General features: G+C 38.0%; 14 protein-coding genes, 1 tRNA gene and 1 pseudogene. 3 read left to right on the forward strand and 13 right to left on the reverse strand.

From position 1 onward, the window contains the following. Positions 1–46: 46 nt before the first annotated feature. The 4 genes from lpdA to pdhA all read right to left on the reverse strand — a co-directional run bounded on the left by lpdA (position 47) and on the right by pdhA (position 5341). On the reverse strand, positions 47–1453 hold the full coding sequence (gene lpdA / locus ACQV2T_RS02280) for a dihydrolipoyl dehydrogenase (RefSeq protein ID WP_428874301.1): 1407 nt from the start codon (positions 1451–1453) through the stop codon (positions 47–49). Between the two features lie 7 nt (positions 1454–1460). Further along, positions 1461–3179, reverse strand: a complete 1719-nt coding sequence (locus tag ACQV2T_RS02285) for a dihydrolipoyllysine-residue acetyltransferase (RefSeq protein ID WP_428893188.1) — start codon at positions 3177–3179, stop codon at positions 1461–1463. Positions 3180–3251: 72 nt separating this feature from the next. After that, complete coding sequence (locus tag ACQV2T_RS02290) at positions 3252–4229, reverse strand: alpha-ketoacid dehydrogenase subunit beta (RefSeq protein ID WP_428874299.1); 978 nt, start codon at positions 4227–4229, stop codon at positions 3252–3254. A 2-nt stretch (positions 4230–4231) separates the two neighbouring features. Next, positions 4232–5341 carry a pyruvate dehydrogenase (acetyl-transferring) E1 component subunit alpha gene (gene pdhA / locus ACQV2T_RS02295; protein ID WP_428875356.1) on the reverse strand — a complete coding sequence of 370 codons (1110 nt, stop codon included), beginning with the start codon at positions 5339–5341 and terminating at the stop codon, positions 4232–4234. Positions 5342–5633: 292 nt separating this feature from the next. Here pdhA and ACQV2T_RS02300 point away from each other — a divergent pair. From ACQV2T_RS02300 to ACQV2T_RS02310, 3 genes and pseudogenes are all read left to right on the forward strand, one after another. Then, positions 5634–5707, forward strand: a tRNA-Arg gene (locus tag ACQV2T_RS02300). Between the two features lie 156 nt (positions 5708–5863). Beyond that, the gene (locus tag ACQV2T_RS02305) at positions 5864–6331 is read left to right on the forward strand and encodes a hypothetical protein (RefSeq protein ID WP_428893189.1); all 468 of its coding nucleotides are present in this window, start codon (positions 5864–5866) and stop codon (positions 6329–6331) included. Positions 6332–6435: 104 nt separating this feature from the next. Then, a pseudogene (locus tag ACQV2T_RS02310) lies at positions 6436–6570 on the forward strand (rhodanese-like domain-containing protein); the annotation flags it as partial. A 97-nt stretch (positions 6571–6667) separates the two neighbouring features. Here ACQV2T_RS02310 and efp read toward each other — a convergent pair. The 9 genes from efp to xseA form a co-directional block, all read right to left on the reverse strand. Next, a complete protein-coding gene (efp, locus tag ACQV2T_RS02315; RefSeq protein ID WP_428874295.1) occupies positions 6668–7231 on the reverse strand; it encodes an elongation factor P in 564 nt (187 codons plus the stop codon). A gap of 94 nt (positions 7232–7325) precedes the next feature. Continuing rightward, positions 7326–7892, reverse strand: a complete 567-nt coding sequence (gene def / locus ACQV2T_RS02320) for a peptide deformylase (RefSeq protein WP_428874293.1) — start codon at positions 7890–7892, stop codon at positions 7326–7328. Between the two features lie 24 nt (positions 7893–7916). Then, positions 7917–9146, reverse strand: a complete 1230-nt coding sequence (gene hflX, locus ACQV2T_RS02325; protein ID WP_428893190.1) for a GTPase HflX — start codon at positions 9144–9146, stop codon at positions 7917–7919. Further along, the gene (gene miaA / locus ACQV2T_RS02330; protein ID WP_428876143.1) at positions 9139–10095 is read right to left on the reverse strand and encodes a tRNA (adenosine(37)-N6)-dimethylallyltransferase MiaA; all 957 of its coding nucleotides are present in this window, start codon (positions 10093–10095) and stop codon (positions 9139–9141) included. Before miaA ends, hflX begins: the two co-directional genes overlap by 8 nt. 11 nt (positions 10096–10106) lie before the next feature. Further along, complete coding sequence (gene recN / locus ACQV2T_RS02335) at positions 10107–11831, reverse strand: DNA repair protein RecN (protein WP_428875299.1); 1725 nt, start codon at positions 11829–11831, stop codon at positions 10107–10109. 20 nt (positions 11832–11851) lie between these two features. Next, complete coding sequence (locus ACQV2T_RS02340; RefSeq protein WP_428874288.1) at positions 11852–12667, reverse strand: TlyA family RNA methyltransferase; 816 nt, start codon at positions 12665–12667, stop codon at positions 11852–11854. Positions 12668–12677: 10 nt separating this feature from the next. Then, positions 12678–13559, reverse strand: a complete 882-nt coding sequence (locus tag ACQV2T_RS02345; RefSeq protein ID WP_428893191.1) for a polyprenyl synthetase family protein — start codon at positions 13557–13559, stop codon at positions 12678–12680. Next, positions 13556–13801: an exodeoxyribonuclease VII small subunit gene (locus ACQV2T_RS02350; RefSeq protein WP_428874285.1), complete on the reverse strand. Its 246-nt coding sequence runs from the start codon at positions 13799–13801 to the stop codon at positions 13556–13558. Before ACQV2T_RS02350 ends, ACQV2T_RS02345 begins: the two co-directional genes overlap by 4 nt. Before the next feature lie 3 nt (positions 13802–13804). Next, positions 13805–15172, reverse strand: coding sequence for an exodeoxyribonuclease VII large subunit (gene xseA / locus ACQV2T_RS02355; protein WP_428874284.1), 1368 nt, complete (start codon positions 15170–15172; stop codon positions 13805–13807). Positions 15173–15283 lie beyond the last annotated feature (111 nt).

Raw genomic sequence — 15283 nt, forward strand, 5'->3', positions numbered from 1 at the left:
AAAAAAACCCTTGATAGAAGTTGTTCTATCAGGGGTTATAGAGTTATTACATGTGAATTGGCATGCCGAGTGCTGCTTCAGCTGCATCCATCGTTGCTTCACTTAACGTTGGGTGCGCATGAACAGTTAAGGCAATATCTTCAGCATTCATACCGGCTTCAATTGCGAGGGTGATTTCTGCTAATACATCTGAGGCACTTGGCCCAGCCACTTGAGCTCCGATAATGACATCGTCCTCTTTTCTTGTAACCAAACGAACAAAACCATTATAGTGATCTAAAGCTACTGCACGGCCATTACCACCGAATGGGAATTTAGTTACAGTTACATCAATCCCCGCTTCTTTAGCAGAGTCCTTAGTGTGTCCTGCTGAAGCTAATTCAGTGTCAGAATAACATACAGACGGCATGGCTTTATAATCAACAATGTCTTTTCCACCAGAAATTGCTGATGCAGCAACTTTCGCTTCGAATGAAGCTTTATGGGCTAACATGGCTCCAGGAACGATATCGCCAATGGCAAAAATGTTTGGATTAGAAGTACGTCCTTGATTATCTACTTTAACCAATCCACGTTCATCTAATTCAACACCTGCTTGTTCCAAACCACAGTTGTCAGTGTTTGGACGGCGTCCTACAGTAACCATTACATAGTCCGCTTCAACTTGAATTTCTTTACCTTTGCGCTCATAAGTTACAACCACACGGTCTCCCTTTTCCTCAGCCTTCTTAGCCATTGCGTTTGTGACAATTTCGGCTCCTAAAGCTTTTAGATCTCTTTCAACAAGACGTGTCATATCTTTTTCAAATGAAGGAATAAATTGTTTAGATCCTTCTAAGATAGTCACATTTGTTCCTAGGTTTGCATAAACGCCTCCTAGCTCTGTACCGATAATTCCACCACCGATAACCACTAGATCTTTAGGAATTTCAGGCAAGTTTAATCCACCTGTTGAGTCAATCACACGGCCTTTGAATTCAAAACCTGGAATTTCAATAGGGCGAGATCCTGTTGCAACAATTGCATTTTTGAAAGTATAGGTTTGCGCTTCTTCACCGTTGACAACACGAAGAGTATCTTTATCAGAGAAGAAAGCTTCTCCTTCAATAATCTCCACCTTATTTTTCTTAAGAAGCATTTCCACACCAGAAGTCATTTTCGCTACGACTTCATTTTGCTTCCAATTTTGGGTTTTTTCCCAATCAATTTCCACATTTGAAGTAGAAACACCAAATGTTTCACCATGTTTTGCTTGATGATACACGTGCCCTGCTTGAATCAAGGCTTTTGAAGGAATACATCCCACGTTTAAACAAACGCCTCCTAAGTATTCTCTTTCAATAATTGCTACTTTTTGTCCAAGCTGTGCAGCACGAATAGCTGCTACATAGCCTCCAGGACCTGCTCCAATTACGACGGTATCCAATTCCATTGCGAAATCTCCAACTACCATTTGATCACTATCCTTCCATTAATAATAGTTCTGGGTCTGCAAGAAAACGTTTCACTTCATTCAGTGCACGCTGTGCAGTTGCTCCATCAACAATACGGTGGTCAAAGCTTAATGACAACTTACATACACGTCCCACAGCTAATTCACCCGCTTCATTGACAACTGGCTGTTGCACAATCGAACCGAATCCTAAGATGACTACTTCAGGATGATTGATAATCGGGCTGAACCACTTTCCGCCGGCTGAACCAATATTTGAAATAGTCATTGTTCCACCTGACATTTCAGACATCAATAATGAACCATCATGAGCCTTTTCAGAAAGCTCAACAATTTCATTAGCAATTTGGAACATATTCTTAGTATTAGCTTCTTTAATGTTTGGAACGTATAGTCCCCGTTCTGTATCTGTCGCAATACCTACATTATAATAGTTTTTGTAAACAATTTCATTAGAAACATCATCAATTGATGAATTTATCACTGGATATTGCTTAGCAGCTGCGATTAAAGCCTTCACAACATATGGAAGAAAAGTCAATTTGACCTCTTTATCAGCAGCAATGACCTTATATTTCTTACGGTGTTCCCATAGTTTAGACACTTCAACTTCATCGAATAAAGTAACATGGGGAGCCGTATGCTTAGAATTGACCATTGCCTTAGCGATGGCATTTCTAGTGCCTGATAAAGGCACACGTTCTTCACGCTCAGTTTGATTGGATACAAATGGCTTGGCTTCAGATTTTGACTGTTGAGCTTCCGTTTTAGCCGCAATTTCTTCATTTGTGCTAGAAGTAGCCACTTTTTGCTCAGACTTATTAACTGGTAACTCCATTTTGGCCGATGCGGCGAAGTTATTAATATCTTCGGCTGTGATGCGACCGTTCTTGCCGGTTCCTGCTACTCGTGTGATATCAATTGCCCTATCACGTGCAAGTTTACGAACGGATGGCATTGCTAATACGCGACGGTTCGCTGCCTCTTCATCCGATAACCCTTGAACATGTGGTACCTCTTTAGTTACCGTCGTTTCAATTACTGGGTTTTTCTCAACTGGCGAGGCTGCATCATCATAAGAGTTTGCTAGCGCTTCTCCTTGTTCTTCCCTACTAGTTGAATTGTCGGTTTGACCATTGTGTTCTGGCGAGTCAATTTCAACTAAAACTTGCCCTAATTGCGCAATTTGACCAGTCTGTACATGAATTTTCTTAACGATGCCAGAAACTGGAGAAGGTAATTCTTCAATTGATTTATCATTTTGAACTTCTACTAAGGTTTCGTCTTCTTTAATTGTTTCACCTTCCTTTACGGACCAAGAAACAATTTCTCCTTCCATAATCCCTTCTCCCAAAGCAGGTAATTTAAATTGGAAAAATGCTGTGTTCGAATTATCTTTTGCTGTTTGATCTACTTTTGAATCAGATGCTTCTTTGGCTGGACTCGCCGGCGTTTCTTCTCTCTCAGGGTTAGCTTCGTTTTCAAATCCTGGCGCATCAATTTCAACAATTATTTGACCGAGCTGAGCAATTTGACCGGTTGCTACATGAATTTTTTTTATAGTTCCAGAAACTGGAGAAGGTAATTCTTCAACGGATTTATCATTTTGGACCTCGACTAAAGTGTCATCTTCTTTAATTGTGTCTCCTTCTTTAACCGCCCAAGAGACGATTTCACCTTCCATAATCCCTTCGCCCAAAGCTGGTAATTTAAATTGGAATGCCATATAATTTTTCTCCTTTTCTTAACTTGACTCGAAAGCAAGCAGATGGAACATCTGCTTGAAATCATTTATCGTCTAAAAATCTTCTAATTCCTTAGCCTTGGCCACAATATCTTCTGCATTTGGTAACCAGTCTCTTTCAGCCATTCCAAATGGGAAGATCGTATCAGGAGCAGCTACGAATCCAATTGGTGCTTTCAGAGAAAGAACTGCACGTTCAGAAATCTCAGCAATCACTTTGCTTCCAACACCCGCTTGACGTTGCGCTTCTTGAACTACAATTACTTTTCCTGTTTTTTCTACCGAAGCAATAATTGTTTCAATATCTAATGGTTGAACTGTTCTTAAGTCAAGTACCTCAACATCAACGCCTTCTTTAGCTAATTTTTCTGCTGCTTTGACCGATTCTTGTACCATAGCACCATATGCAATTAAAGTTAAGTCTGTACCTTCTTTAACAACTTTTGCCTTGCCTAAAGGAACAGTGTATTCTCCTTCTGGAACTTCCTCACGGAAAGAACGGTACAATTTCATGTGTTCCAAAAAGTACACTGGATCGTTATCTCGGATCGCTGAAATTAATAAGCCTTTAGCATCATATGGATTAGAAGGAATTACCACTTTAAGGCCTGGTGATTGAGCTAAGAGACCTTCTAATGAGTCTGCATGAAGCTCAGGTGTGTGAACTCCTCCACCAAAAGGAGAACGGAATGTAATTGGTAGGTTACGGGAAGCTCCCATACGGTAACGGGTACGCGCGGCTTGAGCTACAACAGAGTCCATTGTTTCAAAAACAAATCCATTAAATTGAATCTCAGGAATTGGACGGAATCCTTCAAGAGCTAGCCCGATAGCCATGCCACTTATACCAGATTCAGCTAACGGTGTATCCATTACACGTTCTTCGCCAAATTCTTCTTGTAAGCCTTGAGTAGCTCGGAAAACCCCACCATTTTTACCCACATCTTCTCCAAAAACAAGTGTGCGGTCGTTTGTGCGCAATTCATTGGCTAAGGCTTCTGTAATAGCCTCAATCATTGTTAATTTAGCCATAATTATTTATTCTCCTTTGCTTCAAATTTACTAATTTGTTCTTGTGTTACAAAATCTGGTGTCTCATACATATTTTTTAAAAAATCTGAGATTTTTTGTTTTGGTTCTTGGTCAGCTAATTTAATGGCATCTCTAACTTCTTCTTTTGTCCTTTGAATAACTTCTTCTTCTTGTTCTTCTGACCAAAGTCCTTTAGCAGTTAGGTAGTTACGCATACGAATTAAAGGATCTTTAGCGCGCCATTCTGCTTGAGAGCCTTCTGCTTGGTAACGTTTTGGATCATCTCCAGAAAGGGTATGAGGACCAAAACGATAACAAACAGTCTCGATTAGTACCGGTCCATTACCTGCAATCGCATATTCCCTAGCAGCCTTTGTAACTGCATAAACAGCTAAAATATCCATCCCATCCACTTGAATACCAGGAATGCCGGCTGCTACAGCTTTTTGAGCTAAAGTCGGTGCGGCTGTTTGGACAGAACGGGGCGTTGAAATCGCCCAGCCATTATTTTGAACAACAAAGACAGCTGGTGATTGATATGCACCAGCAAAGTTAATTCCTTCATAAAAGTCTCCTTGTGAAGAACCACCATCACCCGTCCATGTCATCGCAATCGCTTGTCGTTTATTCTTTTTAATTCCTAAGGCAACTCCCGCTGCTTGAACATACTGTGCACCAATAATAATTTGTGGTGGATACGCCTTTAGGTCTTCATCAAAAGTTGATCCAGCTACATGTCCTTTTGACCATAGAAAAGCCTTATGTAAAGGAAGTCCATGCTTAATTAATTGAGGAACATCACGGTAACCAGGTAACAGTACATCTTCTTTTTCAGTAGCCAATACAGTACCTAATTGAGAAGCTTCTTGACCAGAGGTTGGAGCATAGAAACCTAAACGTCCTTGACGGTTAAGCGCTGTTGAACGCTCAAATAATTCGCGAGCCCAAACCATTTCTTCCATAAATTTAACCATGTCTTCCTCAGTAACATCACCTAAAAGATCTGGATTAACAATCTTCCCCGCTTCATCCATCACTTGAACCATTGAAAAATCAAAATTATCTGGCATCAATAATTCATCCATTGTCACTTTTGCTTTAGCTCGTGCCATTCTTTCACATTCCTCTCATTTTTTGTCCTTAATAACAGTTAAATTAAAACTGTAGCAATAATTGCTCATTTTCAACGATAACACCTTAGCTGCCCAATTGCAAGAAAAAAGATGAGTTATGCATACAATTACAATTAAATCATAGGTTTTTATAATAAACTTTGATAAAAAATGCACAAAGAACTCTGTTTTATCTGTTATAATTTTCAGTGATAATCTGTTATATTTAGTGATTTTTTATGAAACAGCTTGACAATCAAAAAAAAAAAAACTATAATAATGTAGCTGTTATGTGCCAGTAGCTCAGCTGGATAGAGCAACGGTCTTCTAAACCGTAGGTCGCAGGTTCGAATCCTGCCTGGCATATTTTATAACATTAAACCACCTCAATTGTTCTCTATTAATAGAGTTCGTTGAGGTGGTTTTTATTTTGATTATTTAATATTCTGATAGGTTGCTTCTACTTATATAATTATTTCACAGATGTTTATTACCATTTATTACTCAATAGTACTAAAATACATGAAGGAAGGATATTATAAAAAAATCACAAATATACTTTTAGTATTTTTATTATCACTAGGTCTTAGCTCGTATAACAGTTTTATTGCATTTGCAAGTGACACGGAGAACTCAAGTGCTGAAACAGCTGAGCGTGAGTTAAATGGAGATAAAGCTGATTTCAATCGTTTCAATGGAGTTTATATCGTTGATGTCAATTATTTGGCTTCCAGATTTGGCAATTCAGATACTATAATTATTGACACCCGCGGTCAAAAAGAAGCAAAAAAAGGCCATGTTTCAGGAGCAATTGCTAAATCTGATATTCAATTGGTTAAAGATCAAATAACCTTAGAACCAGTGGAAGCAACTGTCAAAGATATCGATCGTACAGCTGTTATTGATACACACAAATTAACTGAGACAATTGCCGATTATAAAATCCTTGACTCACTTAAAAAAAGGTGGTCATTTGCCTGGCGCAATTAATATTTCATATACAGAATACAGACCTTTATAATGAGGAGGTTTTATTAAAATCAAATGAAGAATTCGAAGCTCTTTTCATAGAATAAGGATTTAATAAAGAGGATGCCATCGTCACTTATTGTCCAAGCAATATTCGTTCGGCCTATATGCAATTAATTATGGAAATGTTAGGTTTTGAAAATGTTAAGAACTATGAAGGTTCTTATTATAATTGGGCAACCTTTACTGAACTTGATTAACTGATTAAAAGCCCCTTGCTGAATCTTTAATCAGCAAGGGGCTTTTATCTTCGAACAATCATGATATAAAAAATTCATTAAGCTGCGTCTTTTAAACTTATTTGTTAGCTCTTCCCTTATAAGATCCGTCAGCTGTTCCAATTTCTAATGCTTCACCTGCTTCAATAAAATCAGGGACGTTTACAACTAAACCTGTTTCCATTGTAGCCGGCTTGCCTGAGCCAGTAACGGTTGCTCCCTTAATCGAAGGTTGAGTTTCCGAAACAGTCAAGACAACCGTTCCTGGTAATTCAACTCCGATTACTTCATGACCGAAGAATTGAATTTTACAGTTCATATTATCTAATAAATAGAATAGCTCATTTTCAATGGTATCAGCTGGCAGTTCATATTGCTCGTATGTTTCTAAATCCATAAACACAGCCATACCGTCCATTTTGTAAAGATATTGAACTTCTTTAGTGTCTAAATATGCGCGTTCAAACTTTTGATCAGGTCGAAAAGTAGTATCATAGGTTGCACCTGAGCGAACATTACGAAGCTTCATACGCATAACAGTATTTCCTTTACCCGGTTTATGGTGACTAGCTTCTAAAACTTTAATCAAGTTTCCCTCGTCCACAAAAGTCATACCGGCTTTTAAATCTGTTGCTGAAATCATCTTATCTTCTCCTAACTTCTTCAAATTACTTAAGTATTATATCATAGAATATTAAATTCAAACAATCTATTCTCTAGATTAGCTAATACTTAAACTAAATTATTATTAAATCCTTGTTAGCATACCAAGGCGCTTGCTCATTAATATGATCATAAAACATGATACCATGCAAATGATCAATTTCATGCTGAGCTACCACAGCTTGATAATTCCTTAATTTTAAACTATGTTCATTCCCTTCCAGATCTTGATACTTGAGTGTTATTCTTTGTGGACGAGGCACATAACCTTCTACTTCACGATCCACTGATAAGCACCCTTCACCTTCACTTAAAGCGACTTCCTGAACAGAGTGTCTCGTAATCACTGGGTTAACGAAAATTTGACTCATTTCTTCACCAGAAATGTTGCCTTCATCATCAAATTGATAAATATGCATAGCAAATATCTGTTTGCTTATATTTATCTGTGGGGCTGCTAAACCTACCCCCGGTCTTAACCCATATTTTTCTGCTTTTTCCTTATCTTGGCTATTCTTTAGAAACTCTAACATTTCCATGGCTTTTTGTTTTAACGAAGGATCCATTGGGAAAGTTACCTTTTTTGCTTTTAAACGCAAGGTTGGGTGACCTTCTTTAATAATATCTTTCATCGTTAACATTTTCATCCTCCTTTATAGTCTCTGCTAGTCATTTTGTTTACGACGGTATCCTGTCACTCGATAGAATTGATTTTCTTCATCGAAGTCTAAACTCTCGACTAGCGTATTTTGTTGGTAATGCGATAAGAGGTCTGCTTCTTCGGGTAAAATTTTTACAGAGTATGCCTCAGCTGACTGAATACAAAGAGCCCAAATCGCTTCTTTTAATTTTTCAATGTCCGTCGCTTCTAAAGCGGAAATCGTTATATTTGGTTTTTGAACAGCAACAAATGACTCTTCCATTGCATCTTTTTTATTATAAACCGTTAAAACCGGAATATGGTCTGCTTCAATATCTTTCAAAATACGGTTGACTGTTTCTTCATGCATGAGATGGGCAGGATTGGAAGCATCAACCACATGTAGTAAGACATCCATATAACGGATTTCTTCCAATGTTGACTTGAAGGATTCGATTAATTGAGTAGGTAGTTCTTCAATAAAACCGACGGTATCTGTCAAAGTAAACATTGGGTGACCATGAATGGCAAATTGTCTAGTGAGAGGATCTAGAGTGGCAAATAATTGATCTTGTACGAAAGTTTCACTTTCCGTTACTTGACTCAAAATAGTCGATTTGCCAGCATTAGTATAGCCTACTAAGCCAATGTTAAACTCACGACCACTGTGGCGATTTTCGCGTGTTCGTTTACGATGCTGCACCACTTCCTGCAAATCTTTTTTTATTTGGGTAATGCGAGAGTGGATATGACGGCGATCGGTCTCTAATTGCGTTTCACCTGGACCTCTGGTACCAATCCCTCCTCCCAAACGAGACAGTGACTTACCTTGGCCACCAATTCTTGGTAATAAATATTGATATTGCGCTAAGCCAACTTGTAGCTTTCCTTCGCGACTCTTAGCTCGCATGGCAAAGATATCGAGGATTAATTGAACACGGTCAATGACTTTCACACCTAATTCAGCCTCAATTACTTTGTTCATACTTGGTGAGAGTGCATTAAAAAAGATAACTAGATCAATAGCGTCACTTTCTACATAGAGCCGGATTTCTTCTAACTTGCCAGACCCAACGGCAGAATGATGATTGAGTCTGGGTAAGTTTTGTATCATTGTTTTAATGACCACACCCTTTGCTGTTTGGGTCAAGGATTCCATCTCTGAGATTAATTCCATAAAACGATCTTCTTGATAAGTATCCGTTCGGATACCCACTATTAGGACTCGTTCAGGCCCTTTTCTTGTTTCAATCATTTTTCTCCCTTTCAATTTCTTCTAGGAAATTTGCGATTAATTCATTTGCTTCATCTTCATAATCTGGATTGCTTAAATCAATCCAATGCTGATTTTTCATGCGGTTACGATACCAAGTTAATTGTCTTTTTGCATAGCGCCGGCTATTTTGCTGGATAGTCGTAATCGTTTCTTTAAGTGATTGATTTTGCTCAAAATAAGGCCACCACTCTTTATAGCCAATACCTTTCATACTTGAAAGCTCTAGATTTTTGTTAAGCTGATACAGCTGATGGACTTCATTTTCCAATCCTTCTTCGACCATTAATTCAACTCTGCGGTTAATTCGACTATACAATTCCTCGCGCGGACGATTTAAAATAATCAATAATTCATTAAACCGTGATTGACGGTTACTTATATCGGTCTGACTTGAAAAAAGTTTGCCTGTTTGCTTAATAACTTCTAAAGCTCGTACAATCCGACGGCCATTTTGTATTGGGATTTTCTTTGCAGCTAAAGGGTCGATAGCATTCAATTCTTGCCATAGAATACCTTCGCCTTCGTTTTGCAATCTTTCTTCTAAATGTTTACGGTAGTGAGAATCCATTGATTCCTGACCACCAAATGAAAGGTCATAAAGTAAACCCTCTAAATAAAGACCTGTCCCCCCCACTAATATGGGCAAGTCTCCTTCCGCCGAAATTTGTTCGATTGCACGATTGGCATCGGCCTGAAACTGACTGGCATCATAATTATCTTGCGGGTCGTAGATGTCTAAGAGATGGTGAGGTACTCCTGACATTTCTTCCGATTTAATTTTTCCTGTTCCAATATCCAATCCACGATATACTTGCATTGAATCCGCATTAATAATCTGCCCTTTGAAACGTTTAGCCAAACGGATTGAAAGAGTGGTTTTCCCAACTCCTGTTGGTCCTGTAATCACTACTATCGGTAGTTTATTCAAACAAAAACCCCCTAATTCTTTTGATAGGATGTGAGCAGGTCTTGAGCTACTTGTAGACTGGATTCAGATTGTACTTCACCAGACATCATGCCAGCAATCATGGCTACTCGCTCTTCTTCTGATAAATAATCCACTTGTGTAACCGTGCGCTCTTGATTAATTTCTTTTTTAATAATTAGCTGTTGATTGGCTGCGGCAGCTACTTGTGCTAAATGGGTGATGCATAAGACTTGTTTATTTTGAGCGATTTTAGCCAGTTTACTCGCTATAGCACTAGCGACTCTACCAGAAACCCCTGTATCAATTTCATCAAATATTAAGGTCTCAACTGCTTGATTTCTTGCGAAAATTGTCTTCAAGGCCAACATAAATCGTGAAAGTTCACCACCAGATGCTATTTTAGCCAGTGGTTGACTTTCTTCTCCCAAATTAGTCCTTGAGTAGAATTCAACTTGGTCCATACCCGCTTCATTCAAACGTAAATAAGAATTGGAAAAGAATGGTTGCAAATTAGAATCAGACTCTACCTGTCGCATCTTGACCTCAAATTCAGTATGCGGCATGTAGAGTTCTTTTAATTGACCTTCAACTTCTGAGACAATTGCTTTGGCTGCTTCTTTACGGAGATTGGATATGCTTTGAGCTAATTCAAAGGCTTCTTCATAAGTTTTGAGGAAGGCTTCCTGTGTTTGTTTTTGATAACTTTCAAAATGTTTAATTTGATCAATTTCCTTAACGAGTTCAAGCTGGTAATCGATTAACTCTTCAATATTACGCCCATATTTTTTTTGAACTTTTTCCAACTGACTTAGTCTTCTTTGAATTTCATCCATCACTTGTTCATCATAATCTGGCACATCAAAAGAAAAAGCAATTTCTCGGCTTAATTCTTTTAAATCTACTTGCAGGCCTTGTAAGCGCTCCTCAAATGACAAATATTGATTATCAAATCTTCCCAAGTGCTGTAACAGATAAAGCACTCGCTCAATTTGCTGATCGACACTAGCTTCTTGATCGGTCATTAGCTGGTTGATTTCATTAAGATACTGACTCATTAGCTGTGCATTTTGAAGTCTCTTGCTTTGTTGTAGCAGTTGCTGATCCTCATCTGCCACTAAATCTAAATTTTTTAATTCTTCTAACTGAAACTCTAAATAATTTAAACGTTGAAGTGCATCTTGTTCGTCAAATTTCTTAGTTAACAATTGCTGTCTTAAATCTTGATAGTGATTATAAACTAGCTGATATTTTTCTTTAACTTGAAGTAAGCTCTCACTAGCAAAAAGATCCAGTAACTCAAGATGTCGTGAAGAGTCTAACAGAGCTTGATGTTCATTTTGACCATGAATATCTACCAAATAACGACCAATTCGTTTTAGCATGGTCACATTAGCTGGTCGTTGATTAATTTTAATAACATTTCGTCCACTCTTATGGATCTCGCGTTGAATCAAAAGGGCATCTTCTGGATCCTCAATTTCAATTCCAATTGCTTGCAATTGCATTAAGAGCTTTTCATTTCCTTGTAAACTAAAAAGACCTTCAATAAAGAGATTTGGGCTTCCTTTTCGCACAAACTCAGTAGACCCTCTTCCACCACATAAGATACCAATCGCATCAATAATAATCGACTTTCCCGCTCCAGTTTCCCCTGAGAGCACTGTCATCTGTTCATCAAAATCAATAGAAACTTGATCAATAATTGCAAAGTTTTCAATTCTTAAACTGATTAACATAAGGCACCTCTTTGCATTGTTTATTCAAAAGCTTGATGGCTCTCCTCCACAATTTTTGCGATGGCAATTGTTGAGTGGCTTTGATTATCTACTTGCCTAGCATTGATTAAATGCACTAAATATTCAATATTCCCTTCGCCTCCTGTAATTGGCGAATAGGTAAGCTCTTTAATAACAAAGCCAATTTTACTAATAAAGGCTAATACTTCTTCAAGGACCTCTTGATGAACTGCTGGGTCTTTTATGACACCCTTTTTACCAATCCGACTAGGTCCTGCTTCAAATTGTGGTTTAATCAAGGCAATAACAGAACCATCTTTTTTTAGAATCGGCTGTAATGGTGGCAAAATTAAAGCTAAAGAAATAAAAGAGACATCAATTGTTGCTATTGTTGGCTGTCCTTTTGTAAAATCTTCGAAGCGAGCATAGCGAAAGTTTTGCCGTTCCATTACGACTACTCTAGGATCTTGTCTTAAGGAATAAGCTAATTGATTGTAACCTACATCTAAAGCATAAGATAAGCGTGCGCCATTTTGTAAAGCCACATCGGTAAATCCTCCTGTTGAAGCACCGATATCTAAAAGTAGATGGTCTGTAATATCAATATTGAAAGAAGATAAGGCTTTTTCTAACTTTAATCCCCCACGCGATACATAAGGGAAAGGTTTCCCTTTCAGATAGAGCTCGCGATCAATCGGTATTTTTTCACCTGGTTTATCATAGCGCTGATCGTTTTGATCATAGATTTTTCCTGACATAACCAGACGGCGTGCTTGTTCACGTGAGTGAGTAATTCCTGCTTGGACCACTAGCTTATCGACTCGTTCTTTTTTCATTCATTACTCCTTATAGGTATTTTTCAAGAGGTGATAGAAAGTTATCTAACTGTTTGAAAGATTTATGGCTAAGCTTTTCTAAATCGTTTAAAGCTTTTCTTGCTAACTTGATTTCTTCAATCAAACTCGCTTTAGCTTGTCCTACTCCTAAAAGACTAGGATAAGTTGATTTGTGATTGATAATATCTGAGTAAGTTAAGCTATCCACTTCTTCATTCAAGTCTATGACATCTTTTAGATCATTATGAATTTGATACGCAACACCGTAGTGCTGTCCAAAAGTAATCATTAGATCGCTTTCAGCTTGATCAGCCTCTAAAATAATTGTAGCTGCTTTCATAGCAAATATAAATAAAAGGCCAGTTTTCATCAAATGAATTTGTTGTAACTGCTCAATGTCTATCGTTTTATTTTCTGCCTTAATGTCATAAAGCTGTCCAGCAACCATTCCAGATGAACCTGCAGCATGAGCCAATTCTCTGATCAGAGCGACCTTCTGATGGGCTTGCAAGCTTTCATCTTTAGATAAAATTGCGAAAGCATCCGCTTGAAGGGCATCACCAGCTAAGATTGCTGTGGCTTCATCAAACCTAACGTGAGAGGTTGGTTGGCCTCTTCGCAGTTTATCATCATCCATGGCTGGTAAGTCATCATGGATTAAAGAATAAGTATGGATAAATTCTAAAGCAATGGCTGTTAACATAGCCTGATCAATTTTCTTTTTGTTAAAAATCGCAATAGTTGTCAGTAAAAGTAAGGGTCTTAATCTCTTTCCACCGCTATTAAGCGAGTAGACCATTGGCTTCACCATTTCTAAAGGTGAATTTAAAGAGATAACTTGCTCTTGCAAAGCCTGTTCAAATTTGGAACGTAAGGGCCCACCTAATATCATTCTGTTTTATTCTCCTCATCTAAAGGCTGTAATCCCGATTCAGTCATCATTTTGGTAACTGTCGCTTCGGCTTCCGTTAATTCTTCTTGGCAATGCTGACTTAATGAAATTCCTTTTTGAAAGGCTTGTAAGGCATCTTGAAGTGGTAGTGTCCCTCTTTCTAATTGTTGAACAATTTCTTCTAACTCTTGTAAAGCTTGTTCAAAACTAATGGTTGATTCTACTGTTTTATTTTCTGTCATCGATTAATCCTCCCTATCTATTGGCTCATTTTTATCGAGTGATTCTACTAAAACATTCGCACGCCCCTTATATAATTGGATATTTAAACGGTCTCCTTCAGTTAATTGATGACTTGAAGTTACTTGTTGACCTTCTTTTTCAACTAAAGAATATCCTCTTGCCATTATTTTCAGCGGACTATATGCATCTAATAAGGCACTTGCCTTCATGTGCCTATCGTATTTTCTTCTTAAATAATCATTGAAGGAGCGTTGTAAACTTAGTTGAAGTGTCCCTAATTTTTCTTGACGGTAGCTAATTTGTTGTTGAGGATTATAAGCATATACAGCCTGTTTTAGTTGATTGATTTTTTGTTTTTGGCGTGAAAAATATTGTTCTTGACGCATTTTCAATCGTTCATTTAAATGCATAACACTCTGCACGTAGGATTGGTACAGTCTTTCTGGCTGAGTAAGAACATATGATCGAGCAGATCTTGCCAGACGCTCTTGAGACCATTCTAAGCGCCCTCGAAAAGCATTTATTAATCGTACTTGTTGCTGGCTAATCGTCATTAAAACTTCTTGCAGCACAGGAACAGATAGTTCCGCTGCAGCAGTCGGAGTTGGAGCTCTTAAATCAGCCACTAAATCAGCAATCGTAGTATCGGTTTCATGGCCAATCGAAGATATTACTGGCAAGGGACATGCAAGAATAGCATGGGCAACTCCTTCATCGTTAAAACACCATAAGTCCTCAATCGAACCACCTCCGCGTGCTAAGATAACACCATCGAAAGAAATAGTGCTTTCTTCTAGCCGCTTAAATGACGCAACAATTTCTTTAGCCGCTTCCTTACCTTGAACTTTAGTAGGAAAGACAACAATTTCGACAATTGGATAACGACGTTGAACAGTCGTAATAATGTCACGTATGACAGAACCCGATGGGCTAGTTATCACTGCTAGTCGTTTAGGATATTTACATATTTTTCTCTTGGGACGATCAAAAAGTCCCTGGGCTTTCATTTTTTCTTTTAATTGTTCAAGTGCTAGGTATAAAGAGCCAATTCCATCAGGCTCAATATTTTCAACATAAAGTTGATACCTTCCTCCACCTTCATAAACTCCTACTCTAGCCGTTACAAAAACTTTCATGCCTTCTTCTAATTGGAATTTTAAACGGTGAAATTGACTCTTGAACATAATCGCATTAATTTGGACTTGGCCTTCTTTTAAAGAAAAATATTGATGAGAATTAGGACGATAACGATAGTTAGAAATCTCTCCCAAGACTCTAATCCTTTGAATATGCGGGTCACGATCAAATTTTTGACTGATATATTTTGATAAGGCTCCTACCGTGATATAGTTCTTTTGATCTTGGGTCACTCCATCACCTCTCTTGATATCATTCTTTTCTATTTTAGCACAATCTAATTCAGAGAACTAGAAAACAAAAAGAACCAGGCAATCATTGACCCTGGTTCTTTTTATAGCTTA

The organism is Facklamia sp. P13069, assembly GCF_050409405.1.
Classification (GTDB): domain Bacteria; phylum Bacillota; class Bacilli; order Lactobacillales; family Aerococcaceae; genus Facklamia.

Excerpts from the sequence above, each read along its gene's own strand:
- lpdA (WP_428874301.1), bottom strand. The coding sequence starts at position 1,453 with ATGGTAGTTGGAGATTTCGCAATGGAATTGGATACCGTCGTAATTGGA.
- ACQV2T_RS02285 (WP_428893188.1), bottom strand. The coding sequence starts at position 3,179 with ATGGCATTCCAATTTAAATTACCAGCTTTGGGCGAAGGGATTATGGAA.
- ACQV2T_RS02290 (WP_428874299.1), bottom strand. The coding sequence starts at position 4,229 with ATGGCTAAATTAACAATGATTGAGGCTATTACAGAAGCCTTAGCCAAT.
- pdhA (WP_428875356.1), bottom strand. The coding sequence starts at position 5,341 with ATGGCACGAGCTAAAGCAAAAGTGACAATGGATGAATTATTGATGCCA.
- ACQV2T_RS02305 (WP_428893189.1), top strand. The coding sequence starts at position 5,864 with ATGAAGGAAGGATATTATAAAAAAATCACAAATATACTTTTAGTATTT.
- efp (WP_428874295.1), bottom strand. The coding sequence starts at position 7,231 with ATGATTTCAGCAACAGATTTAAAAGCCGGTATGACTTTTGTGGACGAG.
- def (WP_428874293.1), bottom strand. The coding sequence starts at position 7,892 with ATGTTAACGATGAAAGATATTATTAAAGAAGGTCACCCAACCTTGCGT.
- hflX (WP_428893190.1), bottom strand. The coding sequence starts at position 9,146 with ATGATTGAAACAAGAAAAGGGCCTGAACGAGTCCTAATAGTGGGTATC.
- recN (WP_428875299.1), bottom strand. The coding sequence starts at position 11,831 with ATGTTAATCAGTTTAAGAATTGAAAACTTTGCAATTATTGATCAAGTT.
- ACQV2T_RS02340 (WP_428874288.1), bottom strand. The coding sequence starts at position 12,667 with ATGAAAAAAGAACGAGTCGATAAGCTAGTGGTCCAAGCAGGAATTACT.
- ACQV2T_RS02345 (WP_428893191.1), bottom strand. The coding sequence starts at position 13,559 with ATGATATTAGGTGGGCCCTTACGTTCCAAATTTGAACAGGCTTTGCAA.
- ACQV2T_RS02350 (WP_428874285.1), bottom strand. The coding sequence starts at position 13,801 with ATGACAGAAAATAAAACAGTAGAATCAACCATTAGTTTTGAACAAGCT.